The sequence below is a fragment of the Maricaulis sp. B-26 genome, assembly GCF_056857855.1.
Genome location: NZ_JBSXNX010000021.1, coordinates 67823 through 92787, shown reverse-complemented (window position 1 = coordinate 92787; position 24965 = coordinate 67823). Strand labels below are relative to the sequence as shown.

Here is a 24965-nt window from a genome sequence, read left to right as displayed (position 1 = left end):
TTCACTAAACCGGCGCGTGATGATCGCGAGCACACTCTCCTTCTTCCGCCTGATGCGCGCCCTGCTCACGCTGGCCCGTCACGACGCCATCCTTCCGGCCGAGTACCAGTCCGTCTATCCGGCCTCGGCTCGGCTTCTGGGGCGCGTGATGCGCCTGATGGCCCGGCGCGACCAGGCGTCCAATCCGGGAGAGCGTCTCGCAAGGGCTCTGGAGAAGCTCGGGCCGTCCTATGTCAAGTTCGGTCAGATCCTCGCCACGCGCGGCGATGTCATCGGCGAGCGCTTCGCCCGCGGACTTTCGCGCCTGCAGGACAAGATGCCGGCCTTCGGCGATGAGGAAGCGCGCGAAATCCTGGTCGAGGAGTTCGGCCAGCCCCTGGACCAGCTCTTCACCGAGCTCGGACCGCCGATTGCCGCCGCCTCGATCGCACAGGTCCACAAGGCCGTGACGGCCGAAGGCGAGACGGTCGCGGTGAAAATCCTGCGCCCGGATATCGAGATGCGCATTGCGCGCGATATCCGGACTCTCTCGCTCGGTGCCGCGCTCGCGGAACGCTTCGCGCCGGCCAGCCGCCGGCTCGAACCGCGCAAATTCGTGGAGACCGTCTCCCGTTCGCTGTCCCTGGAAACCGACCTTCGTCTTGAAGCGGCCGCGGCGAGCGAGCTGGGCGAGGCGAGCGCCGTGGCGGAAGGCTACCGCATCCCGCAGGTCGACTGGGAGCGTTCCTCGCGCCGCGTCCTGACCACACAGTGGATCGACGCCATACCGCTGTCCGATACCGACCGCATCGCGGCGAGCGGTATCGACCGGGCCGCACTGGCCACGCGCATGACCCGGGCCTTCCTGTCGACGGCGCTCGATCGCGGCGTCTTCCACGCCGACATGCATGCGGGCAATCTCTTCGCGGGCGAGGACGGCACGCTCTGGGCCGTCGATTTCGGCATTATGGGCCGGATCGGACGCGACGAGCGCCGCTTCCTCGCGCTCATCCTGCATGGCTTCCTGACGCGAGACTACAAGGCCGCCGCACGTGCCCACTTCGCCGCCGGCTATGTCCCCGCGAAGCATTCGGTCGACGATTTCGCCAGTGCGCTCCGCGCCGTGGGCGAGCCGATTTTCGGCAAACGCGCCGACGAAGTGCCGATGTCGCGCGTCCTGCTGCAGCTCTTCGAGATCACCGACCTCTTCGACATGCGCCTGCGGCCCGAACTCGTCATGCTGCAGAAAACCATGGTCCAGTGCGAGGGCGTCGCCCGCATGCTCGACCCCAGGCACGACATGTGGGGTGCCGCCGCGCCGGTGGTGGAACGCTGGATGAAGCGGGAACTCGGCCCGGAAGGCCGTATCCGCGATCTCGGCGAAGACCTGGTCCGGCTGCACGACGCCGCACGCCGCCTGCCCCAGGCGATCGACGACTGGGCCGATGTCGGCGCCATGCTCAAGGCGGGCGAGCTGAAACTGACCGGCGGTTCGCCCCTGCGCCCCTGGGCGGTACGCATCGCCTGGCTCGGAGGAGCTGCATTATTTGGTGCTGCAATCGTTGCGTGGATCGGTCAAATTTGACGAAAGCCCTACACTCTCGGGCAAGAAAGCTGTGATTTCCTGCCCTTATGGCAAGGCTTCCACTCCAGACCGAAGAACAGCGCGCGCTGCAACGCGAATTCTTCCAGATCGACGACACAGTTGCGGACCGGATGCACCGGCTCAAGCCGCGTCTGATGGAGTATGCGCGAACGGCGCTGGAAAGCGTATTCGACCACCTCGTGGGCAATCCGGAGGTGGCGCATTATTTCGAGATTTCCGAGAACGTGACCTATCTGCGCGCCGGTATGCTGGCCCATTGCGAAGCCCTGTTCGCCGCACGCTATGACGACAGCTATTACGAGGCCACGGACCATATGGGCCAGCGGCACTCGAAGCTGGAATACCCGTCTCACGTCTACACCGCCGCCTATACCAACATGCTCTCCCGCATCATCGAGCTGGCCATGGCGGACAAACGCAAATTCGCGGTCGACGACCTCGTCGCGCTGACCCGGATCACGATGTACGACATGGAACTCACGGTCGGATCCTTCTTCAGCCATCGCATGGAAAAGCGGGACGCCCTGGATACGGATGCCGAGAAGGTCCGCCATCTCATCACCCAGTCGTGAGCCCGGCCCGCCCGCAAGACCTCTTGGGGTTTGCCGGCAAAAGGTTTAGGTAAATCCGGTCATTGCCCGGAGCGGACCTGTGTCGCAATCGCGAATTCTCCTGATCATCGGCGGCGGGATCGCCGCCTATAAATCGCTCGAACTGATCCGCGAGCTGAGCCGGCGCGACATCGCCTCGCGCTGCATCCTGACGCGCGCCGGGGCCGAATTCGTCACGCCGCTGAGCCTCTCCGCCCTGTCCGGCGACAAGGTCTATTCGGACCTCTTCGACCTCACCGACGAGGCGGAAATGGGCCATATCGAGCTCTCGCGCTCGGCCGATCTGGTCGTCGCGGCGCCCGCCACGGCGGACCTCATGGCCAAGGCCGCGAACGGCATGGCCAACGATCTCGCCTCCACCGCTCTACTGGCAACGGACAAGCCCGTGCTCATGGCGCCGGCCATGAATGTGCGCATGTGGGATCACCCGGCGACCCGGCGCAATCTCAAGACGTTGATGGATGACGGCATTCACTTCGTCGGACCGGAGGAGGGCGAGATGGCCTGCGGCGAATTCGGACCGGGCCGTATGGCGGAGCCCGTCGCCATCGCCGATGCCATTCAGGACGCCCTCAATGCCTGACACGCTCAAGGGCCGTCACGTCCTGATCACCGCCGGGCCAACGCGCGAGCCGATCGATCCGGTCCGCTTCATCTCCAATCATTCCTCGGGACAACAGGGCTACGCCATCGCACAGGCCTGCGCGCATCTGGGTGCCCGCGTGACCCTGGTCGCCGGACCGACCGCTCTTCCCGATCCGATGGGGCTGGACACGGTTCACGTCGAAACCGCGCGCGACATGCTGGCCGCGGTCGAGACCGCGCTGCCCGCCGACGTCTTCATTGCCGTGGCCGCCGTCGCCGACTGGCGCCCGGCCGATCCCGCCGACCAGAAGCTCAAACTCGACAAGGCCGAGTTCACGGCGCTGAAACTGGTCGAGAATCCGGACATCCTGAAAACGATTTCTGGCCTGGAGAACGACCGCCCCGGCCTCGTTATCGGCTTCGCCGCGGAAACCCACGACGTGGAAGCCCTCGCCATCGCCAAGCGGCAGCGCAAGGGTTGCGACTGGATCGTTGCAAACGACGTCTCCGGAGACGTCATGGGCGGCGCCGAGAACGCGGTCATCCTCGTTACCGGCGACGGCGCCGAGCACTGGGACCGGGCACCGAAACACGCCGTCGCAGCGCAACTGGCCGAACGAATTGCCCGAGCACTCTAGCCGGGCACTCCAGGCGGAACAGACGACTGGCCAAATCACCCGGCGCCCGCTTCTATGTCGGCTGATTGTCAGACTATCTATCCAGGACCCGCGCCCATGACCGTTCCCGTCAAGATCAAACCTCTGCCGCACTATGAAGGCCTCGCCCTGCCCGCCTACGAGACGGCGCAATCGGCCGGCATGGATCTGCGCGCCGCGGTGCCCGAGCACGAGCCGGTCACGATCGAGCCGGGCGGCTGGCAGCTCATCCCGGTCGGCATCGCCATCGCCCTGCCGGCCGGATACGAGGCGCAGGTGCGTCCGCGCTCGGGCCTGGCTGCCAAGTTCGGCATTTCCTGCGTCAACACGCCGGGTACGATCGATGCCGATTATCGCGGCGAGATCCGGGTTAACCTCATTAATCACGGCAAGACCGATTTCGTGGTCAATCGCGGCGAGCGCATCGCCCAGATGATCATCGCTCCGGTCACGCAGGCGGTCTGGGAAGTCGCCGAAGAGCTGGACGATACCCAACGCGGTGCGGGCGGTTTCGGCTCGACCGGGGTGTAAGCGTAACGCGTACGGAAACCGGAACGGAGACAGGATATGACGGACTCAATCGGACGCGGTCGCGTCTATGACTCGATCGCCGACACGATCGGGAACACGCCCCTCGTCGAGATGCGGCATCTCGCGGAAAAGCACGGGGCGAAGGGCCGTATTCTGGCCAAGCTGGAATTCTTCAACCCGCTCGCCTCCGTGAAAGACCGGATCGGCGTGGCCATGATCGACGCGCTGGAAGCCGCCGGAAAGCTGGGCGAAGGCGCCGTCATGGTGGAGCCGACCTCGGGCAATACCGGGATCGGTCTGGCCTTCGTGGCAGCAGCGCGCGGCCACCGTCTCATCCTGACCATGCCCGACACCATGTCGATCGAGCGCCGCAAGCTTCTGAAATATCTCGGCGCCGAGCTCGTCTTGACCGAGGGCGCGAAAGGCATGAAGGGCTGTATCGCCAAGGCGCAGGAAATCATCGACGCGACGCCGGGCGCCATCATGCCGAGCCAGTTCACCAATCCGGCCAATCCGGACATCCACCGCAAGACGACCGCGCTGGAAATCTGGAACGACACCAATGGCGAAGCCGATGTGCTGATCGCCGGCGTCGGTACGGGCGGAACGATTACCGGCTGTGCGCAGGTGCTCAAGGACAAGAAGCCGGGCTTCCATGTCATCGCGGTCGAGCCGGAAGACAGTCCGATCCTTTCGGGCGGCGATCCCGGCCCGCACAAGATCCAGGGCATCGGCGCCGGCTTCGTGCCGGACATCCTGGAGACCGACCTGATCGACGAGGTGATCACGGTGTCCAACGCGGCCGCCTTCGCGACCGCCCGTGAAGCCGCGAGCACGGATGGCGTGCCCGGCGGCATCTCCTCCGGCGCCGCCCTGAAAGCCGCCCTTGAGGTCGCGAAGCGGGACGAGATGGCCGGCAAGACGATCGTGGTCGTCCTGGCCAGCTGCGCAGAACGCTATCTCTCGACGGCGCTGTTCGAGGACGAGTAGCGGATGCTGGCGACTGCTCTTATCGCCCTCCAAGCCGCGCAAATGGGCAATTTCCCCGTCAGCGCGACGATCCGCAATGAGGCGGAGGTTCCGATCTGCGTCAATGCGAGGGTAATGGGCGGTCCCTTTCATGAGGGCTTGTGGATGCGCACGGGTACAGGTCGGGAACTTCAGGACGGCTCCGTGCCCACGACGATCGTCACAGAACCACCAGTCGCAGCATCTTGGCTGGTGGTTGCACCAAACTCCGCCTTCAGCTTCGATGCGACAGTCTGGGTTCATGCGCGCTTAGAGGCGAATGAGACCGTCACGGCCGTTCGCCTCCCGTACTGGTCATTACCGTGTGATTTTGTACTGGAGCGCTTCGTCTACCTGGCCCCTGATGCCCCCGTTGAACAGGCCATCGCGATCGACCGCGAAGCCGATCGACTCGTCCAATATGGCTATTCGGAATGGTCGGAACTTACGTCCACTGAAGCCGCAGGGGATTAGTACAGCCCGTCGCCTAAGCGCTCACGCTCGCCGGCGCCGGGTCGCAGAAGGCTTTCACGTCGAAAATGCGCGGATCGGAGATGATGTCTCCGGGCGTGAGCGGGCGTGAAAGTTCCAGCCCTTCCAGCGAACGGGCGCGCGACAGGGCGACATAGGCCTGGCCGTGGGCGAAGAGGCGGCGGGCGAGGTCGAGATAGACCTTGTCCAGCGTCAGGCCTTGAGCCTTGTGAATGGTCATCGCCCAGGCGAGGCGCAGCGGATATTGGGTGAAGGCGCCCGCGGTCGTTTTGGTCAGCGCCTGTTTTTCCGGATCGAAGGCATAGGCATTGCGCTCCCACTTGGCCGGCTCGACCGCATGGGTCGTGTCGCCGATCCGGACCCGGACCGCTTTCGCATCGAAACCCTCGATCTCCCCCAGCGTGCCATTGACCCAGCGGCCCTGCGGATCGTTGCGCGTGAGCATGACGCGCGCGCCGATCTTCAGCGTCAGCGGTTCCTCGGCCGGGAAGAGGCGCTGGTCGAACTGACCCTCGACCTTGGCCTCGAAACTGCGGCCCGGCGTGCCGAGCCCTTCCAGGCGCGCCTGGTTGATGCGCCAGGCCGCTTCATTGGTCGAAGTCAGCACGACATGGCTCAGCGAGGCTTCCAGTCCGGAACGGCCGGTGACGCGCTCATTGAGGTCGGCGGCCTCGTCGGAGGTCAAATCACCATCGCGCACGGCATTGAGGATATTGATGAAATACTCGTCCGTCTGGCGGAAGACCTGCTCCAGCTCGACATAGGAGAAGCCCGCATCGCGGAAGCTTTGCGGATGGAAGAAGAAAGGCCCGCCATAGGTCGACTCGAGATACTCCGCCTCGGCCCCCTGAATGACCGGCGGCAATTGCGCGAGATCGCCGACCAGCACGATCTGCACGCCGCCGAAGGGCTCGTCGCGCTCGCGATTGAGGCGCAGGGACTTGTCGATCGCCCACATCATGTCGGCGCGGACCATGGAAATCTCGTCGATGACGAGGGTTTCCAGCGCCTGCACGACCCGGCGATGGCGAACCTTGCGGATATCGCGCGCCCCGACCATGCGCGGCGGGAAATGGAAGAAGGAATGGATGGTCTGACCGCCCGCCTGCATCGCCGCGACTCCTGTCGGCGCGATCACCGCGGCCCGGCTTCCCGCCCGGCGCATGAATTCGCGCATCAACGTCGTCTTGCCGGTCCCGGCGCGCCCCGTCAGGAAGACGTTCGGCCGCGAGGTGGTCAGCCAGTCGAGCAGGCGCTCCTGATGATCGGAGAGGGCCGGACGAAGGGCGGCAAGCTGGCTGGCGGGTGTCATCCCTCCTATGTGGCGCGCTTCGCCGATGGAGGAAAGCGGCGCGTCTGAGGAAAGGCCGGATACCGCCTTGCACTCGACGGGCAACTCCGCCAATTCTTGGACCCATGACCGATCCCATCGATATCGACCGTTTCGCCCGCCACATCGTTCTCAAGGAAATCGGAGGCCCCGGCCAGCAGGCCCTCGCCAAGGCCCATATCGCCATCGTCGGCGCGGGCGGCCTCGGCGCTCCCGCGGCGCTCTATCTGGCGGCGGCCGGTGTCGGAGCGATCACCCTGATCGACCCGGACGTGGTCAGCGTCGACAATCTGCAACGCCAGATCCTGTTCGCGACCCGCGATATCGGAAAGTCCAAGGCCAAGGCCGGCGCCAAGGCGCTCCGCGCGCTAAATCCCGCCGTTCGCCTCTATCCGGAAATCCGGGCCCTGGCCGCCGACAATGCCGAAGACCTCATCGCCGATGCAGACCTCGTGCTGGACGGTTGCGACAATTTCCAGACCCGTTTCGCAGTCAACCAGGCCTGTCTGAAGACCGGCAAACCGCTGGTATCGGGCGCCGTCGGACGCTGGGACGGACAGGTCTCGGTCTTCAATACCGGCGAGGACTCGCCCTGCTATCGCTGCTGGGTGCCGGAAATCCCGCCGGATGCGGAGACCTGCGCGCAGGTCGGCATTGTGGGCGCCCTGACCGGCGTCGTCGGCTCCATGATGGCGCTGGAGGCGATCAAGCATATATGCGGCGCCGGCAAGACGCTGGACGGCCGCGTCTTCCTGCTCGACAGCCTCGGCGCCGACGCCCGCACCGTCACCCTCCGCAAGGACCCGAAATGCCCGGCCTGCGGTGAGGCGCAAGCCGAAGGTGCGGACTAGTCGCGCCTTGCCGTCAGCTGCAGGCCCAGCCCGATGGCGATGCCTGGTAGGAGCCCGAAGAACAGGCCCAGCAGGAGGCTGCTCGTCGCGAGGCCGATGATCAGCCACAGGACGCCGCCGGCGGCAGCACCGGCGACGAAGCCAAGCGGTTGATTGAAACGCGGGGGTTTTTCGGGAGGAAGCGGGGTCGTCATAGGTTGGAACCTAGAACGCCCCGGCTTCCCGGAAACTGGTCGCCTGTTTAATTCTTCGTCAGAATTATCACAGACGTTTCAGTTGCTTCACCTATTCGTACGACTGGTCATTGCCGACCGCGTCATTATAGAGCGTCTGCACCATGCGATCCGTGGTGATGAAGCCCCAATTCCAGTCGTCGTGGAAATCGGCCAGCGGTTCGGCCGCGCGTACGGCGTCCAGATCGGCGCCGCCCTCGACGAGCGTTCGCACGCGGAAAGCTGCCTCGCGCAGCATGTCTATCGAGGCCTGAATGTCCGCCGGCGTCGAAATCGGGCCGTGACCCGGAATGATCCGCGTCTCCTCGCCCGCCAGTTCGAGACCGCGCTCCATACCGGCGATATAGCCGTCCACGCTGCCACCGGCCGACAGGTCGATGAAGGGGAAGAGGCCGGAGAACATGATATCGCCCATGTGCAGGACGTCCGCCTCGCGGAAATAGACCACCGCATCGCCGTCCGTATGGGCCGACGGGATATGCGTGACCTCGACGGTCTGGCCGTTCATGTGGAAGGTCAGGTCCTCGCCGAAGGTGAGGATGGGCAGCGAAGCCGGCCGGATCCAGTCGTCATCGGCATTCTCGAGACGCGTACGGATATTATGATGCGCAGCGACGGTCGTGCCTTGCTCTGCGAAATGGGCATTGCCGCCCGTATGATCGCCGTGCCAGTGCGTATTGACGATGAAGCGCGGCGCCGACGTGCCGGCGATCTCCACCACCACGCCCTCGATGGCCGCCGTTGTATTGGGCAGCTGGTCGTCGATCATGACCACGCCGTCATCGCCGTTCAGAAGGGCGAGATTGCCCGCGATGCCGGTCGAGACCATGTAGATCCCGTCGCCGAGATCGGTGGTTTCGGCATCGACCTCGCGCTGCTCGATTTCCTGCGCGAAAGCACCCGGCGCGCTTGCCACGCCACCGGCCGCCAGAAGTGCGGCCATGCTGGTAATCGCCAAACGAAAACTCATGATTTCCCCTCCTCGAGAACGGCCGCAGCGGGCCGGTTGGAGATCATATAGGCATTCAGCCGGCGTTTTCATCAGGCCCGGCGTCACTTTCACGCGATTTCGCCTGCCGGCGAAACGCCATGGCGAAAGCGACCGACATGCCGATGCCCATGAAAAGCCCGGTAAAAGGCTGTTGCAGGGACGCGCCGATGGCAACGCCGACACTCATGCCGATCGCAACGCCGGCGCCCCAGTTCGGACTCGATTTTTTCATTTTTCCACCTCTCATTCCGTAAGGATTTACCGCCTATTCACCCTGATTGGGCAGAGGGAAGGGGTGAAGGAGTGTCCCATGCGAAATGCCGCAATCCTCAGCCTTGCTCTCGCCGCCGCCTCGCTCGCAGCGGGCAGCGCCATCGCGCAGGACTCCGGAGCCGACACGCCATCCGGCCAGGAGGTTCCGCGTTTCGTCTCCCTCAAGGTGGATGTTGCCAATGGCCGGTCCGGACCGTCCAGTTCGCACCCTATCGCCTGGCGCTATGTCAGGGCCGGACTGCCCATGGAAGTGATCGCCGAGACGCCGGACTGGCGCCGCGTCCGCGATCCGCAGGGCGAGGTTACCTGGATGCACCGGAGCATCCTGTCCGGCCGCCGTTCCGTGTACACGCTCGAGGAAACGCCACTGCACGCGCGTGACAGCGAAGGCGCTGCGGTTGAGGCGGTCGCGGAACCCGGCGTGGTGCTCTCGCTCGAGCGCTGCCGCACGGGCTGGTGCCGTGTCCAGGCCCAGGGCTATCGCGGCTGGGTGCAAACCCATACATTGTGGGGCGTCTATCCGGACGAGCTGGACGCGGGTTCAGAGGGTTCGGACGACGGCAGCGCCGCCTTGAGCACCGCACTGGCCCATGATACCGCTCTGCCCTGATCCGCTCGGTCAGCCACAGAGGGCCGGGCTTCAATCCCCAGCCCGGTGACCGGTCCACAGCCGATCGCCTGCGGCGCAACTGATCGGCTACATGACAGACCGCCAAAGCTCCTTCAGCTACCAAGACCTCATCGATTCCAGCGAAGGCAAGATGTGGGGCCCGGAAAACGCCCAGCTCCCCGCGCCGCCCATGCTCATGATGGACCGTATCCTGCACATCGATGACGATGGCGGCGAATACGGCAAGGGCCATATCGAGGCCGAACTCGACATCAATCCCGACCTCTGGTTTTTCGAATGCCACTTCAAGGGCGATCCGGTCATGCCGGGCTGCCTGGGCCTCGACGCCATGTGGCAGCTTGTCGGCTTCTTCCTGTGCTGGAAGGGCAATCCCGGCAAGGGCCGTGCGCTCGGCGTCGGCGAGGTGAAGTTCACCGGCCAGATCACGCCGGACTGCAAGAAAGTCCGCTATATCATCGACCTGAAGCGCGTCATCCAGCGCCGCCTGATCATGGCGATCGGCGACGGACGCGTGGAAGTGGACGGAAAGACCATCTATACCGCCAAGGATTTGCGCGTGGGCCTGTTCAAGCCCGGCGAAATGGCCTGATCCAGGAGACTGTCATGCGTCGTGTTGTCATTACCGGACTCGGCGTGATTTCCCCCATCGGCAACAATGCCGAGGAAGTCACGAACTCGCTGCGCGAAGGCAAGAGCGGCATCGGCCGCATGGAAGACTTCGCCAAACACAATTTCAAATGCCAGGTCGGCGGCAAGCCGTCGGTCAATCCGGCCGATCATGTCGACAAGCGCGTCTACCGCTTCATGTCGGAAGGCGCAGGCTGGAACTATATGGCGATGGAACAGGCGATCGCCGACAGCGGCCTGCCCGAGGACGACATTTCGCATCCGCGCACCGGCATCATCATGGGTTCGGGCGGCCCGTCCGCCGGAACCATCGTCGATGCGGCCGACATCACGCGCGACAAGGGTCCGCGCCGGATCGGTCCGTTCGCCGTGCCCAAGGCAATGAGCTCGACCGCCTCGGCCACCCTGGCCACGCCGTTCAAGATTCTCGGCGTGAACTATTCGATCACCTCGGCCTGCACGACCTCCCTGCACTGCATCGGCGCCGCCGCCGAGCAGATCCAGTGGGGCAAGCAGGACGTGATGTTCGCGGGCGGCTGCGAGGAAATCCACTGGGCCCTGTCGAACCTGTTCGACGCCATGGGCGCCATGTCCACCAAGTACAACGACACCCCGGAACACGCCTCGCGCGCCTTCGACAAGGACCGCGACGGCTTCGTCGGCGGTGCCGGCGCCGGCGTGGTCGTGCTCGAGGAATACGAGCGCGCCAAGAAGCGCGGCGCGCCGATCATCGCCGAGATCACCGGCTATGGCGCCACCTCGGACGGCTACGACATGGTCGCGCCGTCCGGTGAAGGTGCGGTGCGCTCGATGAAGCTGGCCATGGAAACGGTTAAGACCCCGATCGACTATCTCAACCCGCACGCCACGGCGACGCCAGTGGGCGATATCAAGGAGATGGAAGCGGTCAAGGAAGTCTTCGGCGACAGCGCCCCGATGATCTCGGGCACGAAGTCGATGACGGGCCACTCGCTCGGCGCCGCCGGCGTGCACGAGGCCGTCTACACCCTGCTCATGATGAAGCACGGCTTCGTCGCCCCGTCGATCAACGTCTTCGAGATGGATCCCGACATTGCGGCGCTGAACCTGCCCATCGTCACCGAGACCCGCGAGGCCGAAATCAGGACCGCCATGTCGAACTCCTTCGGCTTCGGCGGTACGAACGGCACCGTGGTGTTCGAAAAAGTCTAAGATCGCATCTGATCCAGAGGGGATATCACGATGAGCGACAGTCAATTCCCGGCCGGCGAGCTGATGAAGGGCAAGCGCGGCCTTGTCATGGGCGTGGCCAACAAGAACTCCATCGCCTGGGGCATCGCCCAGCAGCTGGCCGCCCAGGGCGCCGAGCTGGCCTTCTCCTATCAGGACGAGGCGCTTGAGCGCCGGGTCCGGCCGCTGGTGGAAAGCCTGCCCTGCGACCCCTTCATGGTTCAGGCCGACGTCACCGACGACGCCTCCATGGATGCCTGTTTCAAGGCCATCGAGGAGAAGTGGGGCACGATCGACTTCCTGGTCCACGCCATCGCCTTTGCCGGCAAGGACGAGCTGGTCGGCTCCTTCACCGAGAACACGACCCGCGAAGGCTGGCGCCGCGCGATGGAAATCTCGGCCTTCTCCTTCGTCGATGCGGGCAAGCGCGCCTCGCACCTGATGCCCAATGGCGGTGCCATGGTCACGCTGACCTATCTCGGCTCCGAGCGCGTCGTCCCGTCCTATAACGTGATGGGCGTCGCCAAGGCCGCGCTGGAAGCCTCCACGCGCTACATGGCCCGCGATCTCGGCCCGGAAGGCATCCGCGTCAACGCGCTCTCGGCAGGCCCGATGCGCACCCTCGCCATGGCCGGCATTTCCGGCGGCAAGGCCCTCATGAAGACCGGCCGCGAATGGTCGATGATGAAGGAAGACACCCGCATGGAAGGCGTGGCCGGCGCCGCGCTCTACCTCTTGAGCGATCTCGGCCATTCCTGCACGGGCGAAACCCTCCATGTCGATGCCGGCTTCCACGCGGTAGCGGTTCCGTCGATGGATGACGAATAATCGCATCTGGATAAGTTCCAAGAAAAGGGGCCGGCTTTCCGGCCCCTTTTTTCTTGCTGTGACCCGGCTCCTTCGCTATTCAGTCCGGCCAACGCTTCAGAGCGAAAAGGAGGCTCCGGCGGTGAATAAATAAGCTGACATCCCGCATACCGGTCCCCGGCATCGATCGCCGGCGCGGACCTGTTCAGCTTGTTCCAGATTCCCGAGGAGCCTTTTCATGCAAGGCCAGACCCGTACAGACGCGGCCGCCACCGGCCCGCTCCCGCTCGCCCATCGTCCGCAGCAAGACACGGCCTTTCTGCAGGCCGTCATCACCGCCCCGAACATCGAGGCGGGCGCCTATTCCTATTATCACGACGAAAAAGGGCCGGAGAATTTCCAGACCCATTGCGTCAAGTATCACTTCGAGCCGCTCGGCGACAAACTGGTGATCGGAAAGTTCTGCGCGTTTGCAACCGACATCCAGTTCATCATGAATGGCGCCAATCACGCCATGACCGGCTTTTCCACCTACCCGTTCAACATCTTCGGCCATGGCTGGGAGGACGGGTTCGACTTCGCCACGATCGAGTGCGGCCTGCGCGGGGATACCGTGATCGGACATGATGTCTGGATCGGACGCGAGACGACCATCATGCCAGGCGTGCGGATCGGTCACGGCTCGATCATCGCCTCGCGATCCGTCGTCGTGAAGGACATCCCGCCCTACACCATCGCCGGCGGCAACCCGGCCCGCCCGCTGAAACAGCGCTTCGACGATGCGACTGTAAAGCGCTTGCTCGAAATTGCCTGGTGGGACTGGCCGGTCGAGACGATCAGCCGGGCCGTCAATGCCATCCGGGGCGCCGACCTTGCCGAACTCGAACGCTTCGCGGCGGAGACCTGAGCCCGCGCGCGGACATGAAAAACCCCGCCGGAGCGTCTCCGGCGGGGTTCTTTCCGGATCGGGCGGGCGACCTATTCGGCCGCCTCTTCTGCGCCCATCGGGTCCTCTTCCGGCATGACCCAGCGGTCAAGCCAGTCGAAGCTTTCGGCGAGCACGTGGAGGACGCTCTCGCGGCCGCGATAGCCGTGGCTCTCATAGGGCAGCATGACGAGGCGGGCGGTGCCGGCATTGCCCTTCACGGCTGCGTACATGCGCTCGGACTGGATCGGGTATGTGCCCGAATTATTGTCCATCTGGCCGTGGATCATGAGCATGGGCTCATCGATCTGATCAGCCTGCATGAAGGGCGAGAGCTCGAAATAGATGTTCGAGGCTTCCCAGAAGGTGCGCCGCTCGGCCTGGAAACCGAAGGGGGTCAGCGTCCGGTTGTAAGCGCCGGAGCGCGCGATGCCGGCCCGGAAGATATCCGAGTGGGCCAACAGGTTTGCCGTCATGAAAGCCCCGTAGGAATGGCCCGCAATGGCGAGACGGTCCCCGTCGCTGAAGCCCATCTCCACGGACACGTCGCGCGCAGCTTCGGCCGAGAGGACGAGCTGTTCGATAAAGCTGTCATTCACCGTCTCCGGGTCGTCCCCGACGATCGGCATGGTCGCATTCTCGAGCAGGGCATAGCCCTGGGTCACGAAGAAGCGCGGGCTGGTACCGGCAACACGGCTGAACTCGTAGGGCGAGCCCCGAACCTGGCCTGCCGTCGCCGCGTCATTGTATTCGCGCGGATAGGCCCAGACGACGACGGGCAGATTATCGCCCTGCTCGTAATCGGCCGGCAGGTAGAGCGTCGCGGACAGCGGCACGCCGTCTGCCCGCTCGAACGTGATCAGCTCGCGGCTGATCGCGTCGAGCTGCGGGTGCGGATTGGCGAAATCAGTGATCTGGACCGCCTCTTCGCCCGTCCGGTGCCAGCGCACATTCGGCGGGGTCGCCGGATCTTCCCAGGAGGTCAGGAATGAGGACGCATCCGGCTCGATAAGGCCGATCACCTCCTCGTAATTCTCACCCGAATTGCGCCAGATCTCTTCCGTCTCGAAGGTGTCGAAGCTGACGCGGTTCAGGAAGGGACGGTCGCCTTCCGGCGTCGCACCGTCGCCCGCGAAATACATGTAGCCGTCAGTAACGCCCACGACCGGCTGGCCGAATTCGTTGCGGACGGTGAGGGCGCTTCCCGGATCGGCATAGCTGTCCTGGTAATTGCGCTCCTCGGCGAGGCGCGGCTCGACCGACGGATCGGCGAAATCGACAAGCCAGCGGCGGATGACACGGGTATCGCGATCATACTCCATCGCGAAGCCGGTCTGGCCGATCTCGGTGAATTGCGTACCGTAATAGCGGTCCTCGGTGCGCAGAATCTCGATCGGTTCGCCGTCGAAAGGCGCCGCCAAGGCCCAGACGCTGTCGCGCTGATCGGTCTCGACGCGCGGGTCGCCGCCGTCAAGCGCTTCCGCCCAGGTCAGGCGCGCAGGGTGCGAAGCCTGCCAGGACACGCTGCGGCGCCCCTCGACCACGCCTCCGATCGGGACATTGTCCGCCAGCGGCTGGCGCGCGATCTCGGCGACTTCCGCGCCATCTAGATCGATGACGAAAGTCCGGTCGGGAAAGCGCGACCAGGGGACTTGGTAGGAGAATGGTTCGCGCATCTCGCCGACGAGGACGTAGTCGCCACCCGGCGCCGGGTCGGCCATATAATACAGACCGGGCTCGCCGATTTCGATCAGACCGCGGCCGTCAGCACCGACCATGGCTAGCTGGCTCGTTGCCAGCCAAGCGAAGAGCTCGGCATCGGAAGCATCGTTCAGCAGATCCTGATAGGTCCGCACTGGCGCCTCGTAGCCGGAGGCTTCCTGCGTGACCGGGCCGACCGGCACGCGAGGGCGCTCGGGCCGGGGGCCGCGCTGAGGGTCGACGAGGCTCACCAGAAGGGTTTCACCGTCCGGCATCCAGGAGAAGGGCGAGAAGACCGCATTTACGCCCCGGTCCACGACACGGCGAGCGCGGGCGCGCTCCACGTCGATCACCCAGAGACTGATCGTGTCCTCGCGCGTCATGGTAAAGGCGACGCGGTCGCCGTCATGCGACCAAGAGACGGAGCCGATGCCCGCATCCTCCGGCAGCTCAACATCACTCTCCTCGCCTGATGCGAGATCGATCAGGCTCAACCCGACGATGGATCGGGGCCCATGGCGGCCATTCGTCGCCGCATCGAGACGCATCCCGGCCAGCCGCTCCATCGGCCTCGCCAGTTCGGCGACCGGCGGCAGCGCCTCTCGGTGCAGCAGGAGCAGGGTGTCGCGATCCGGCGATAGCGAGGTCCAGGGCGCGGGCGGCGCATCTACAATGTCGACAATGTCCTGTGGCGGCAGGCGGTAGGCCTCCTGCGCCTGAACCGGCGCAGCGAGGCCGGCGCACATGGCCGCGGCCAGGCCCAGCCCGGCACGAGTGACGGATTTCAGCATCTCGATCTCCCCAAATTCGTTTTCAACGGGGAAGATAGGCGGCGCTGCACCGGTTTCGTCTAAACCTTTTGTAATATTGCGGTTGTCGTGGATCCTGCCCCGTCCGAAGACGAGTTCCCGCGCGACCATTTCAGGCCCATGACAGGCCGCAATATCTTCACGCGGCGGGCAGTTTCATAACCGAGCGCGCAAGCGACGATCGTTACAGGCAGGATGATGACGAACTCCGTCCAGACGCCCAACTGAAGCGGTGCGATCCAGTAGCCGGCGACCACGATGACGGTCTGGTGCAGGATGTAATAGGGGAATATCGCCTCGGTGAGATAGCGCCGCAGCGGCCCGTCGCCGGTCAGGAAGATCCGGGCCAGGCCGAGCAGGGACAGGATGACCGACCAGGCATAGACGATCCGGGCGAGCCGCAGGGTCCAGAGCAGGGCTTCCCTGTCCTCCCAATACCCGTCCGGACGATCGAGAGCCCAGGCGAAGACCAGCGCATAGCCGACGGCAAAGGCCAGCACGAAAGGAAGTGCCCGGTCGACGCCGCGCCAGAAATCCGGACTCTTGGCCACGCAATAGCCGAGCAGGAGGATGGTGAGACGATGGGCGTGGTTGGCCCAGTCCCAGACCAGATTGTGCGTGGTGGGAAAATGCGGGTCGAGCCAGATCCGGAAGGCGAAGAAGGGCAGGACTGGAATCAGGATCAGGAGTACGGGTCCGATCCAGGGCTTGGCGAACCAGGCGGTCAGGCTCCGGAACGCACCGTCTGCAAACCGGCGCAGGAGCGGTATGACGGGCGCCAGAAGCAGGCAGTAGACGAAGAGATAGACCACGTACCAGAGATGGTTCCAGGTGGGCACGATGATGCCGTCGATCATGCCCTCCGACAGATAGCGCGGCCAGAAAGCGATCAGGCCTTCATCGATCGCACCGGCCTGGCGCAGCTCGGCCCATGTCTGGGGCATGACGATGACAGCCATGCCGAAAACGATCACAGGGAGCAGGAGCACCGTCCGGTCGACGGCGAAGACGCCCGCTCCGATCTTGTCGGACAGATAGCGGATCGCAACACCGGAAATGAAGAAGAGCAGAGCCAGCCGCCAGGGGTTGAGCAGCATCATCGCGAACTCGGGACCTTCATTGGCTGACCCGCTTTTCACGTGCCAGTCCCAGGTCACGAAGAACATGCCCGTGTGGTAGAAAATCAGAAGCCCGAAGGCGATGATCCTCAACCAATCGAGATCGTATCGACGGGTGAAGACCGCATTGGGATTGCTTTCGAAGCTTTCGGGACTGGTTTGCGGCATGGGACTCCTCCGGACTGGACCGGCACTCTCCTCATCCAAACGCGGCTCGGTGTCGAGCCGGAAGGGACCGGTCACGGCTTGCCGGGACGGATGACTGCGCTCGCGGGGCGAGTGGCGGCGTGCGGGGACGGGCGGCAGGATGCCGGACGCGCATCGCGCTTTCCCGCTCCGCCGGCAGGAGGCATGATCCGGTCATGAGCGACGCGCACACCGATCCGACCGAAACCCTCCGCAAGGACGAGTACGACGCCGAGCGGCGCGCCTGGCGGCGCGCGGTCCTGATTTCGGCCGGGCTGGTACTGGCCGTCTTCGTCATCAATGCGCTCTCGATCGGCACGGAGATGCGCTGGCAAGGCTCTCGCGGGCCTGCCCATCTGCCCTGGGTGCAGGAAGGCACGGCCATCCTGCCCATGCTGCTGGCCATCCCGGTCATTCTCTGGCTGGGCCGGCGCTTTCCCTTCGAGCGAGGGCGTTACACCGCCTCACTGGCCGTCCATGCCGCCGGACTGCTCCTCTATAGCGGCTTCCAGATCGTCTTCATGTTCAGCCTGCGCGACGTCATCTGGCCAGCGATTTTCGATCAGGCCTATTCGATTTCGGGAACGGCGCTGGACGCCTTCATCTACGAGTTTCGCAAACAGGCGCTCGCCTATGCCGGTTTCCAGTTCGTTCTCTCGACCGACATGACGCTGGAACGGGCCCGCCTCGAAGCCCGCGCCGCCCACAGCGAAGCGCAGGACCGGCAGCGCATCACTCTGAAATGCGGCGGCACGGTTCGCCTGCTCGAGGCCGAAAGTTTCCAGACCGCCCGGGCGGCGGGCAATTACGTGGAAGCCCGTTTCGACGGCCGGGAACACCTCGCCCGCATGACGCTGACCGAGCTCGAACGCCTGCTGACAGAGGCGGGGATCGATGCGGTGCGCGTACACCGTTCCTGGCTCGTGAACCGGGCCCAAATTGCCGAGATCGCTCCGACGGGGGAGGGCGATGTCGTGCTGACGCTCAATACAGGCGATACCGTGCCGGGCAGCCGGCGCTATCGCGACCGGCTGGACGCAGCCTGACGAGCAGCAGATCGGACACGAAAAAGGGCCCGCTCTTTCGAGCGGGCCCTGTTCCTGAAGATCGGAAAGAGGCGGGACCTATTCGGCCTGCTCTTCTTCCTTCTTGATCTCTTCTCCGCTCTCCTGGTCGACGACCTTCATCGACAGGCGAACCTTGCCGCGATCGTCGAAGCCGAGGAGCTTCACGAAGACTTCGTCGCCTTCCTTGACCACGTCGGAGGGATGGTTCACGCGCTCGTTCTTCATCTGCGACACGTGGACGAGACCGTCCTTCGGGCCGAAGAAGTTCACGAAGGCGCCGAAGTCCATGACCTTCACGACCTTGCCCTTGTAGATCATGCCTTCTTCAGGCTCGGCCGTGAGGCCGTGGATCCAGTCGAGCGCGGCCTTGATCGAGGCGGCGTCCGAGGACGAGACCTTGATCACACCGTCATCATTGACGTCGACCTTGGCACCGGTGGTCTCCACGATCTCGCGGATCACCTTGCCGCCCGAACCGATCACGTCGCGGATCTTGTCGGTCGGAATGGTGATGGTCTCGATGCGCGGCGCATACTCGCCGAGCTCGGTACGCGAGGTGTCGAGCGCTTTCGCCATCTCCTCGAGGATATGCATGCGACCGCCCTTTGCCTGGGCCAGGGCCGTTTCCATGATGTCCTTGGTGATGCCGGCGATCTTGATGTCCATCTGGAGAGAAGTCACGCCCTCTTCCGTACCGGCCACCTTGAAGTCCATGTCGCCGAGATGGTCCTCGTCGCCAAGGATGTCGGAGAGAACGGCAACGCCGTCCGGATCCTTGATCAGGCCCATCGCGATACCGGAAACCGGGCGCGCAAGCGGCACACCGGCATCCATCATGGCCAGCGAGGAACCGCAGACCGTCGCCATGGAGGAGGAACCGTTCGATTCCGTGATCTCGGAAACGAGACGGATCGTGTAGGGGAAGTCCTCATGGTTCGGCAGGACAGCGCGGACTGCACGCCAGGCAAGCTTGCCGTGACCGATTTCCCGGCGCCCCGGAGCCAGACGGAAAGACGTCTCGCCGACCGAGTAGGGCGGGAAATTATAGTGCAGCATGAAGCGTTCCTTGTACGTCCCCGTGAGGTCGTCAATGAACTGCTCGTCTTCGCCCGTGCCGAGGGTCGCAACGACCATGGCCTGGGTTTCGCCGCGGGTGAACAGGGCCGAACCGTGCGTACGCGGCAGGATGCCCGCTTCCGACACGATCGGGCGAACCTGATCGAGGGAACGGCCGTCGATGCGCTTGCCGGTCTTGATGATGCCACCGCGAACGATGGAGCTCTCGACCGATTTCAGCACGTCCTTGAGGACCGTGCCCGGGATACCGTCCGGACGCTCTTCGGTCTGGGCCAGAGCCTCGACCGCCTTCTCCTTCGCCGCGCCGACGGCCGCATAGCGCTCCGTCTTGTCGACGATGGTGTAGGCTTGGGCGAGGTCGTCGCCGACCAGTTCGCGAACCTTGGCTTCCTCGGCGGAATAGTCTTCCGGCTCGTAATCCCACGGCTCCTTGGCGGCTTTTTCGGCCAGGCGGATGATCATGTCGATCACCGGCTGGAAGGCCTCATGGCCAGCCATGACGGCGCCGAGCATCACCTCTTCGGAGAGCTCCTTGGCTTCCGATTCCACCATCATCACGGCGTCCTGCGTACCCGCGACCACGAGGTCGAGGGCGCTTTCCGGCATTTCGTCGCAGGCCGGGTTGATGACGTAATCGCCGTCGATATAACCCACGCGCGCGGCACCGATCGGGCCCATGAAGGGTAGACCGGACAGAACCAGCGCCGCAGAGGCGCCGACCATGCCGACCACGTCGGGATCGTTTTCCATGTCGTGGGACAGGACCGTGATCATCACCTGGACTTCGTTCTTGAAGCCCTTGACGAACAGCGGACGGATCGGGCGGTCGATGAGGCGCGAGGTCAGCGTCTCTTTCTCGGTCGGACGGCCTTCACGTTTGAAGAAGCCGCCGGGGATCTTGCCCGCCGCGAAGTATTTTTCCTGGTAATTCACCGTGAGGGGGAAGAAGTCCTGCCCCTCCTTGGCGGTTTTGACGCCGACGGCGGTGGCGAGAACCGTGGTCTCGCCATAGGTCACCATGACCGCGCCGTCTGCCTGCCGGGCCACACGCCCGGTTTCGATGGTGAGCGGACGTCCCGCCCACTCGATCGTTTCTTTCTGGATATCGAACATATCGTCTTTCGTACGGATGTGGTCGCGGGTTAGCGACGCAGACCCAGTTTCTCGATGAGGGCCTGGTAACGGGCCTCGTCCTTGTTCTTGACGTAGTCGAGAAGCCGGCGGCGCTGGGAAACCATCTTAAGAAGGCCGCGACGCGAGTGATTGTCCTTCTTGTGGGTCTTGAAGTGCTCGGTCAGGTTGGCGATCCGCTCGGTGAGGATGGCCACTTGCACTTCCGGCGAACCCGTATCGGCTTTGCCACGGGCATGTTCATTGATCAGCGCGGATTTGCGCTCTTGCGTGATCGACATCGTGTTCTCCTAAACTCATATGTCGCCCCGTTTACGGGGTCAGATTGAAAACTCGCGAAGGCTGAAAGGATCCGGCCTGCGCGTCGCCGATTGCCACTGCCTGACCACGGCATGTCGCCAGAGCGGTGAAAGTGCAGTCCTTGCCGGCCACTGAACGGGGTCGGCGATGCGCTTTCAGCTCTTGCGCTTGACGCGGGAGCAGGACGATCGACCGTCCTTGCTTCAGTTGGAAGGCTTCCTCCTCGGTCACGGCCAGCGCCGGGATGTCGTCCAGCGCGGTCTGAACCGGGAGCAGAGCTTCCGAAGCGGCGTCCTTATGGGCCATTTCTTTCAAAACGTCCAGCCTTGTGGACTCTGCCTCGGCAAATGCGCCGACGCGTGTCCGGCGCAGCGCCGCAACATGCCCTTCCGTGCCCAGGGCGTGGGCAATATCGCGAGCCAGGGAACGCACATAGGCGCCCTTGCCGCACTGCATTTCGAACACGGCCATATCGGCGTCCGGACAGTCCAGCAGGTTGAGCGCGTCGATGCGCACCGTCCGGGCCTCCAGCTCGACCTCCTCGCCGTCGCGGGCAAGGTCGTAGGCGCGCTCGCCATCGATCTTGATCGCGGAAAAAGCGGGCGGCACTTGCTCAATCTCGCCGATGAAATCGGAAAGCACGTTTTCGATCGCCTCTCGCGAGGGCCGTACATCGCTCGTGGCGACGATCTCGCCCTCGGTGTCGAGCGTATCGGTGCGTGCGCCCCATTTCACGGTGAAGCGATAGACCTTGTCACCTTCCATGGCGAAGGGCACCGTCTTGGTCGCTTCGCCCAGTGCGATCGGCAGAATGCCGGAGGCCAGCGGATCCAGCGTGCCGGCATGGCCGGCCTTGCGCGCGTTGAATATCCGGCGCACCGCGGACACGGCCTGGGTGGAAGTCATGTCGAGCGGCTTGTCGAGGATGACCCAGCCATGGATATCCTCGCCCTTGCGTCTGCGCCCCATTTGCGTCTCCTTGATCACCAGCCGGGGATCGGACCCGGCACGGGAGGCCGGGTCACTAGCCGACACGGCCTTGCAGGACAAGGCCTGTCAGCGCACATAAATGATAGACCGGGCCTCAAGCCCGCCCTGAAAGACCGAGGCTTCCCACGCGTGAAACAATTCATCGCCATCATCCTTGCCGGTTTCATGACCCTGGGTTTCACCGCCCGGGCGCAAGACGACATAACAACCGCTGCACCGGCCGCGGACACCGCCCCGCTGCCCGATCGCCTGCGTGCCTGGTTCGAGCCCCTTGCGGAAACGCGCGACTTCTCCGGCGTCGTTGCGGTGCGCAGGGATGGCGAACTGATCGCCTGGGAGGCCTTCGGCTATACCGACTGGGAGGCCGGGACGCGGTTTTCCACGCGCACCCGGTTTCCCGCGGGACGCATCACACGCAACGTCACCATCGCGCTCGCGCGCGATCTCATTGCCACCGACAGGCTGTCGACGCAGGACACGCTCGACCGGTACCTGCCTGAGCTTCGCCATGCCGATCGCGTCACGCTCGGACAGTTGATGGCGCACCAGGCCGGCCTGCCGGCGGTTATCCCGCCGGGACTGCCGCTCGGCGGCACGGATGAAGCCCGCCTCGCCTGGATCGATCTCAATGCACCGCTCAGCGACACGCCGCAGCCCGGTGTGGAGTCGCCGCTCTCCTATGCCCTGCTGGCACTCGTCGTCGAACGGGCCGCCTTCGCCCGCTTCGAGACGCTTGCCACCGCGCGATATTTCTCGCCCCTCGAGATGACTTCGACACAGATCCGGTCCTCGGTCGCTCCGCGGAGCGCGCTGCACGTCACCGGCTATGAACCGGGGCCCCTGCCGCTGGACCTGCGGCCCGTCCGGGCGCAGACGCCCCTCACTGGCAACACCGGGATGGAGACCTCCCTGGGCGACCTGATGGACTGGGGCGACGCAGTCGCCCGGCGCCGCATCGACCTCTTCAATCCGGACGGCAGCCTCGCGGCCGGCTGGCAGGTGGCTCATCCCGGCGTGGACCTGACTTACACCGTCGAGAGCCGCATGCCGGGCTTCCATGTCGGCCTCGCCATCCTGCCAGGCCGCGATCTCACGATCGCCTGGCTCAATACGGTGGAGTCGCGCGTCGACCCCGGGCTGGGCGCCACCATCCGCGATCTCGTGCTCGGCAATCCGGTAGAGGCCGTCCCGCCCCGCGAGCGCACCGGGAGCTTTGATCCGTCCCATCATGACGCTGCCGGCCGATACGTCTCGGACCTGACCGGACCGGTCCGGATCGAGACGGCCGAGGGCGGGCTGAACCTTTTCGGGACCGGCGGCGGCGAGGATGGCGACTTTCTGGGCCCGGCCGGAATCGACCGGGTCATGTCGCGCCGGCTCGACGCGCGTCTGGTCTACGAGCGGGACGCCGCAGGTCGCGTAGCTGCGCTTTCCGGGGATATTTCCGGGCCGGACGGCGCGCGTCGCGCGGTTCGCCTGGTCAGGACCGACCTGACGCCATTGCCCGGGACGGGCGCGGAAGGCGAGAACTAGTCCTCGTCGTACTCGGAATCGAGATCCTGCCGGACTTCCGGACGCGACAGCAATTCGTCGACATGGCTGGCCGTATCGAAGCTGTTGTCCGGATGGAAGTGCAGCTCCGGCGTGAACTTCATGTCGATCTCGCGGCCCAGACGCCCGCGCAGGAAGCCGGCGCAGCGATTGAGGCCCGCAGCGAGCTTCTTCGGATCGCCCTGACCGAGCGGCGCCACATAGACCTTGGCATTGCGAAGATCGGGGCTGGCCCGAACCTCGGTGACCGAGATCAGAATGCCTTCAAGGTCGGGATCGCGCAGCTCCTCGCGGGTGAGGATCGAGACCAGGGCATGACGCACCAGCTCGCCGGCGCGCAACTGGCGTTGCGAAGGCGCCTTGGGTGCATGTTGCTTGTGTCGTCCCATCATCTGTCTCCTTCCGCTTGCCGATCCCGCCGGATGCGAGGCGCGCGGGTGTACGCGTCTTGGGTGCCGGATGCAAGGTCGCTATTCTCGACGCAACACGGCCCTCGTGTGCGGCACCTGAACAAAAATCCAGATTCCTCTCATGCATGTGAGTGGCGCCCGATGCCGGGGATGTAAATGCTGTCGGCCTCGACCGCCTTCGCCGGGAACGCGCAGGCGGCAAACAAGGGGACGCAAAATGAAATACTTCATGCTCGCGACGGGCGCCGTGATGATGCTTGGCGCGGCGGGTCATGCCCAGGAAGAGGTCACCGTAGCCAATACCTATCTGGCAGCCTATGAAGCGCAGGACTTCGCGACGCTCTCGACGCTCTATGCGCCGGACGCGGTCTTCATCGACCCGACCTCCTTCGCCGTCGACCAAACGCCTCCAATCGAATGGCAGACGCCTGAAACCATAATTTCGGGCATTCGCGGCTGGAATGTCGCATCCATGACCTACGAGCTGGACCGGCGCTTCGCCGCCTCGGACCGGAACGTGTTCGAGGGTGCCGTGACTGTCCGTTATGCACTCGATACCGGCGAAAGAGCCTGGCGATACCCGATCGTCACCATAATCACTGTCGAGGGCGGTCAGGTGACCGAACACCGCGACTATACCGACTATGCAGGCATGACCGAAGTCACGCCGGCGCGTCCCGCAAACAATCAGGCCGCAAACGACTAGGCCGCAGATGGATTCTCCGATGAAACAGATACTCAAATCCGCCGGCCTGGCTGTCGCCCTGCTGGCTTGCCACCCCGCCGCGAGCGTTCTGGCCGACGAACACGCCGCAACCGATATGCAGGACGCAGAAGCGGTGGCGCGCGCCTATATGGCGCATTATTCCGCACTGGACCTGGACGCCATGGCGTCTTTCTGGGCCGACGATATCATGTTTTCTGACCCGACGGCTCTTGGCGAAGGACTCGGTGAGGACGGGCATCAGATGCACGGCCGGGACGAGGCCCGGGCAACGCTTCAGGCCTTTATCGACGCCAACCGGCCCATCGAACTGGGTTTCGACTGGCACACCGTGTTCGAGAGCAATGACCGGGTGATTTTCATGGGCCATGTCAATGCGCTCTATCCGGCGGATACGGACGGTCAGACCTTCCGCTGGCGCTCGCCCCAGGTCACGGTCCTGACCGTGCGTGAGGGCAAGATCGTCCATCAGGTAGACTATGCCGATTACGACGATGCGGATCGCAGTCTCGTACTGAACTGACGCCTACCGTTCCACACGGCCATGAAAAAGGGC

25 protein-coding genes and 1 pseudogene are annotated in these 24965 nt (G+C 64.4%); 16 read left to right on the top strand and 10 right to left on the bottom strand.

Features of this window, described 5'->3' with window-relative positions:
* Positions 1 to 19: 19 nt before the first annotated feature.
* The 6 genes and pseudogenes from ubiB (at position 20) to AC13HB_RS08185 (ending at position 5450) form a co-directional block, all read left to right on the top strand.
* Positions 20 to 1564: a 2-polyprenylphenol 6-hydroxylase gene (ubiB, locus tag AC13HB_RS08210; protein ID WP_482949263.1), complete on the top strand. Its 1545-nt coding sequence runs from the start codon at positions 20 to 22 to the stop codon at positions 1562 to 1564.
* Between the two features lie 47 nt (positions 1565 to 1611).
* Positions 1612 to 2157 (top strand): protoglobin domain-containing protein, encoded by a 546-nt coding sequence (locus AC13HB_RS08205; RefSeq protein WP_482949262.1) that lies wholly within the window; start codon positions 1612 to 1614, stop codon positions 2155 to 2157.
* 79 nt (positions 2158 to 2236) lie between these two features.
* Positions 2237 to 3419 (top strand): annotated as a pseudogene (coaBC, locus tag AC13HB_RS08200) (bifunctional phosphopantothenoylcysteine decarboxylase/phosphopantothenate--cysteine ligase CoaBC).
* 96 nt (positions 3420 to 3515) lie between these two features.
* Positions 3516 to 3968, top strand: coding sequence for a dUTP diphosphatase (dut, locus tag AC13HB_RS08195; protein ID WP_482949261.1), 453 nt, complete (start codon positions 3516 to 3518; stop codon positions 3966 to 3968).
* A 36-nt stretch (positions 3969 to 4004) separates the two neighbouring features.
* On the top strand, positions 4005 to 4958 hold the full coding sequence (gene cysK / locus AC13HB_RS08190; protein ID WP_482949260.1) for a cysteine synthase A: 954 nt from the start codon (positions 4005 to 4007) through the stop codon (positions 4956 to 4958).
* 3 nt (positions 4959 to 4961) lie between these two features.
* Positions 4962 to 5450 (top strand): hypothetical protein, encoded by a 489-nt coding sequence (locus tag AC13HB_RS08185; RefSeq protein ID WP_482949259.1) that lies wholly within the window; start codon positions 4962 to 4964, stop codon positions 5448 to 5450.
* Positions 5451 to 5463: 13 nt separating this feature from the next.
* Here the strand turns inward: AC13HB_RS08185 and AC13HB_RS08180 are convergent, their stop codons facing one another.
* Positions 5464 to 6780 (bottom strand): ATP-dependent DNA helicase, encoded by a 1317-nt coding sequence (locus AC13HB_RS08180; RefSeq protein WP_482949258.1) that lies wholly within the window; start codon positions 6778 to 6780, stop codon positions 5464 to 5466.
* Between the two features lie 104 nt (positions 6781 to 6884).
* Between AC13HB_RS08180 and AC13HB_RS08175 the strand changes: the two genes are divergently transcribed.
* Positions 6885 to 7649 (top strand): HesA/MoeB/ThiF family protein, encoded by a 765-nt coding sequence (locus AC13HB_RS08175; RefSeq protein ID WP_482949257.1) that lies wholly within the window; start codon positions 6885 to 6887, stop codon positions 7647 to 7649.
* Here AC13HB_RS08175 and AC13HB_RS08170 read toward each other — a convergent pair.
* From AC13HB_RS08170 to AC13HB_RS08160, 3 genes are all read right to left on the bottom strand, one after another.
* Positions 7646 to 7843: a hypothetical protein gene (locus tag AC13HB_RS08170; RefSeq protein ID WP_482949256.1), complete on the bottom strand. Its 198-nt coding sequence runs from the start codon at positions 7841 to 7843 to the stop codon at positions 7646 to 7648. The genes AC13HB_RS08175 and AC13HB_RS08170 overlap by 4 nt on opposite strands.
* 91 nt (positions 7844 to 7934) lie before the next feature.
* Positions 7935 to 8852, bottom strand: a complete 918-nt coding sequence (locus AC13HB_RS08165) for an MBL fold metallo-hydrolase (RefSeq protein ID WP_482949255.1) — start codon at positions 8850 to 8852, stop codon at positions 7935 to 7937.
* Between the two features lie 55 nt (positions 8853 to 8907).
* Complete coding sequence (locus AC13HB_RS08160) at positions 8908 to 9105, bottom strand: hypothetical protein (RefSeq protein ID WP_482949254.1); 198 nt, start codon at positions 9103 to 9105, stop codon at positions 8908 to 8910.
* Positions 9106 to 9183: 78 nt separating this feature from the next.
* Between AC13HB_RS08160 and AC13HB_RS08155 the strand changes: the two genes are divergently transcribed.
* The 5 genes from AC13HB_RS08155 (at position 9184) to AC13HB_RS08135 (ending at position 13327) form a co-directional block, all read left to right on the top strand.
* Positions 9184 to 9756, top strand: a complete 573-nt coding sequence (locus AC13HB_RS08155; protein WP_482949253.1) for an SH3 domain-containing protein — start codon at positions 9184 to 9186, stop codon at positions 9754 to 9756.
* 91 nt (positions 9757 to 9847) lie between these two features.
* On the top strand, positions 9848 to 10366 hold the full coding sequence (fabA, locus tag AC13HB_RS08150; RefSeq protein ID WP_482949252.1) for a bifunctional 3-hydroxydecanoyl-ACP dehydratase/trans-2-decenoyl-ACP isomerase: 519 nt from the start codon (positions 9848 to 9850) through the stop codon (positions 10364 to 10366).
* A gap of 14 nt (positions 10367 to 10380) precedes the next feature.
* The gene (gene fabB, locus AC13HB_RS08145) at positions 10381 to 11595 is read left to right on the top strand and encodes a beta-ketoacyl-ACP synthase I (RefSeq protein WP_482949251.1); all 1215 of its coding nucleotides are present in this window, start codon (positions 10381 to 10383) and stop codon (positions 11593 to 11595) included.
* Between the two features lie 30 nt (positions 11596 to 11625).
* Positions 11626 to 12441, top strand: coding sequence for an enoyl-ACP reductase FabI (locus AC13HB_RS08140; protein WP_482949250.1), 816 nt, complete (start codon positions 11626 to 11628; stop codon positions 12439 to 12441).
* 217 nt (positions 12442 to 12658) lie between these two features.
* On the top strand, positions 12659 to 13327 hold the full coding sequence (locus tag AC13HB_RS08135) for a CatB-related O-acetyltransferase (RefSeq protein ID WP_482949249.1): 669 nt from the start codon (positions 12659 to 12661) through the stop codon (positions 13325 to 13327).
* A 71-nt stretch (positions 13328 to 13398) separates the two neighbouring features.
* On the opposite strand, the gene AC13HB_RS08130 is transcribed toward AC13HB_RS08135, so the two are convergent.
* Both AC13HB_RS08130 and AC13HB_RS08125 read right to left on the bottom strand, forming a co-directional pair.
* Positions 13399 to 15837, bottom strand: a complete 2439-nt coding sequence (locus AC13HB_RS08130) for a S9 family peptidase (RefSeq protein WP_482949248.1) — start codon at positions 15835 to 15837, stop codon at positions 13399 to 13401.
* Positions 15838 to 15896: 59 nt separating this feature from the next.
* On the bottom strand, positions 15897 to 17141 hold the full coding sequence (locus AC13HB_RS08125) for an acyltransferase family protein (protein WP_482949247.1): 1245 nt from the start codon (positions 17139 to 17141) through the stop codon (positions 15897 to 15899).
* A gap of 194 nt (positions 17142 to 17335) precedes the next feature.
* Between AC13HB_RS08125 and AC13HB_RS08120 the strand changes: the two genes are divergently transcribed.
* The gene (locus tag AC13HB_RS08120; RefSeq protein ID WP_482949246.1) at positions 17336 to 18205 is read left to right on the top strand and encodes a LytTR family DNA-binding domain-containing protein; all 870 of its coding nucleotides are present in this window, start codon (positions 17336 to 17338) and stop codon (positions 18203 to 18205) included.
* Between the two features lie 78 nt (positions 18206 to 18283).
* Here the strand turns inward: AC13HB_RS08120 and pnp are convergent, their stop codons facing one another.
* Genes pnp through truB form a run of 3 tightly spaced genes read right to left on the bottom strand, consistent with a single transcriptional unit; the run spans position 18284 to position 21703 of the window.
* Positions 18284 to 20416: a polyribonucleotide nucleotidyltransferase gene (gene pnp, locus AC13HB_RS08115; RefSeq protein WP_482949245.1), complete on the bottom strand. Its 2133-nt coding sequence runs from the start codon at positions 20414 to 20416 to the stop codon at positions 18284 to 18286.
* A 29-nt stretch (positions 20417 to 20445) separates the two neighbouring features.
* A complete protein-coding gene (rpsO, locus tag AC13HB_RS08110; protein WP_482949244.1) occupies positions 20446 to 20715 on the bottom strand; it encodes a 30S ribosomal protein S15 in 270 nt (89 codons plus the stop codon).
* Positions 20716 to 20746: 31 nt separating this feature from the next.
* Positions 20747 to 21703 (bottom strand): tRNA pseudouridine(55) synthase TruB, encoded by a 957-nt coding sequence (gene truB, locus AC13HB_RS08105; protein WP_482949243.1) that lies wholly within the window; start codon positions 21701 to 21703, stop codon positions 20747 to 20749.
* A gap of 150 nt (positions 21704 to 21853) precedes the next feature.
* Here truB and AC13HB_RS08100 point away from each other — a divergent pair, with 150 nt between their 5' ends.
* Positions 21854 to 23257 carry a serine hydrolase domain-containing protein gene (locus AC13HB_RS08100; protein ID WP_482949242.1) on the top strand — a complete coding sequence of 468 codons (1404 nt, stop codon included), beginning with the start codon at positions 21854 to 21856 and terminating at the stop codon, positions 23255 to 23257.
* Here the strand turns inward: AC13HB_RS08100 and rbfA are convergent.
* Positions 23254 to 23664 carry a 30S ribosome-binding factor RbfA gene (gene rbfA / locus AC13HB_RS08095; protein WP_482949241.1) on the bottom strand — a complete coding sequence of 137 codons (411 nt, stop codon included), beginning with the start codon at positions 23662 to 23664 and terminating at the stop codon, positions 23254 to 23256. The two genes, AC13HB_RS08100 and rbfA, sit on opposite strands and share 4 nt — an antisense overlap.
* A 238-nt stretch (positions 23665 to 23902) precedes the next feature.
* Here rbfA and AC13HB_RS08090 point away from each other — a divergent pair, with 238 nt between their 5' ends.
* Both AC13HB_RS08090 and AC13HB_RS08085 read left to right on the top strand, forming a co-directional pair.
* A complete protein-coding gene (locus AC13HB_RS08090; RefSeq protein ID WP_482949240.1) occupies positions 23903 to 24391 on the top strand; it encodes a nuclear transport factor 2 family protein in 489 nt (162 codons plus the stop codon).
* A gap of 19 nt (positions 24392 to 24410) precedes the next feature.
* The gene (locus AC13HB_RS08085; protein WP_482949239.1) at positions 24411 to 24932 is read left to right on the top strand and encodes a nuclear transport factor 2 family protein; all 522 of its coding nucleotides are present in this window, start codon (positions 24411 to 24413) and stop codon (positions 24930 to 24932) included.
* Positions 24933 to 24965: the final 33 nt, after the last annotated feature.

Bases quoted from the DNA above. Each gene is read 5' to 3' on its own strand.
- ubiB (WP_482949263.1), top strand. From the start codon at position 20: ATGATCGCGAGCACACTCTCCTTCTTCCGCCTGATGCGCGCCCTGCTC.
- AC13HB_RS08205 (WP_482949262.1), top strand. From the start codon at position 1,612: ATGGCAAGGCTTCCACTCCAGACCGAAGAACAGCGCGCGCTGCAACGC.
- dut (WP_482949261.1), top strand. From the start codon at position 3,516: ATGACCGTTCCCGTCAAGATCAAACCTCTGCCGCACTATGAAGGCCTC.
- cysK (WP_482949260.1), top strand. From the start codon at position 4,005: ATGACGGACTCAATCGGACGCGGTCGCGTCTATGACTCGATCGCCGAC.
- AC13HB_RS08185 (WP_482949259.1), top strand. From the start codon at position 4,962: ATGCTGGCGACTGCTCTTATCGCCCTCCAAGCCGCGCAAATGGGCAAT.
- AC13HB_RS08180 (WP_482949258.1), bottom strand. From the start codon at position 6,780: ATGACACCCGCCAGCCAGCTTGCCGCCCTTCGTCCGGCCCTCTCCGAT.
- AC13HB_RS08175 (WP_482949257.1), top strand. From the start codon at position 6,885: ATGACCGATCCCATCGATATCGACCGTTTCGCCCGCCACATCGTTCTC.
- AC13HB_RS08170 (WP_482949256.1), bottom strand. From the start codon at position 7,843: ATGACGACCCCGCTTCCTCCCGAAAAACCCCCGCGTTTCAATCAACCG.
- AC13HB_RS08165 (WP_482949255.1), bottom strand. From the start codon at position 8,852: ATGAGTTTTCGTTTGGCGATTACCAGCATGGCCGCACTTCTGGCGGCC.
- AC13HB_RS08160 (WP_482949254.1), bottom strand. From the start codon at position 9,105: ATGAAAAAATCGAGTCCGAACTGGGGCGCCGGCGTTGCGATCGGCATG.
- AC13HB_RS08155 (WP_482949253.1), top strand. From the start codon at position 9,184: ATGCGAAATGCCGCAATCCTCAGCCTTGCTCTCGCCGCCGCCTCGCTC.
- fabA (WP_482949252.1), top strand. From the start codon at position 9,848: ATGACAGACCGCCAAAGCTCCTTCAGCTACCAAGACCTCATCGATTCC.
- fabB (WP_482949251.1), top strand. From the start codon at position 10,381: ATGCGTCGTGTTGTCATTACCGGACTCGGCGTGATTTCCCCCATCGGC.
- AC13HB_RS08140 (WP_482949250.1), top strand. From the start codon at position 11,626: ATGAGCGACAGTCAATTCCCGGCCGGCGAGCTGATGAAGGGCAAGCGC.
- AC13HB_RS08135 (WP_482949249.1), top strand. From the start codon at position 12,659: ATGCAAGGCCAGACCCGTACAGACGCGGCCGCCACCGGCCCGCTCCCG.
- AC13HB_RS08130 (WP_482949248.1), bottom strand. From the start codon at position 15,837: ATGCTGAAATCCGTCACTCGTGCCGGGCTGGGCCTGGCCGCGGCCATG.
- AC13HB_RS08125 (WP_482949247.1), bottom strand. From the start codon at position 17,141: ATGCCGCAAACCAGTCCCGAAAGCTTCGAAAGCAATCCCAATGCGGTC.
- AC13HB_RS08120 (WP_482949246.1), top strand. From the start codon at position 17,336: ATGAGCGACGCGCACACCGATCCGACCGAAACCCTCCGCAAGGACGAG.
- pnp (WP_482949245.1), bottom strand. From the start codon at position 20,416: ATGTTCGATATCCAGAAAGAAACGATCGAGTGGGCGGGACGTCCGCTC.
- rpsO (WP_482949244.1), bottom strand. From the start codon at position 20,715: ATGTCGATCACGCAAGAGCGCAAATCCGCGCTGATCAATGAACATGCC.
- truB (WP_482949243.1), bottom strand. From the start codon at position 21,703: ATGGGGCGCAGACGCAAGGGCGAGGATATCCATGGCTGGGTCATCCTC.
- rbfA (WP_482949241.1), bottom strand. From the start codon at position 23,664: ATGGGACGACACAAGCAACATGCACCCAAGGCGCCTTCGCAACGCCAG.
- AC13HB_RS08090 (WP_482949240.1), top strand. From the start codon at position 23,903: ATGAAATACTTCATGCTCGCGACGGGCGCCGTGATGATGCTTGGCGCG.
- AC13HB_RS08085 (WP_482949239.1), top strand. From the start codon at position 24,411: ATGAAACAGATACTCAAATCCGCCGGCCTGGCTGTCGCCCTGCTGGCT.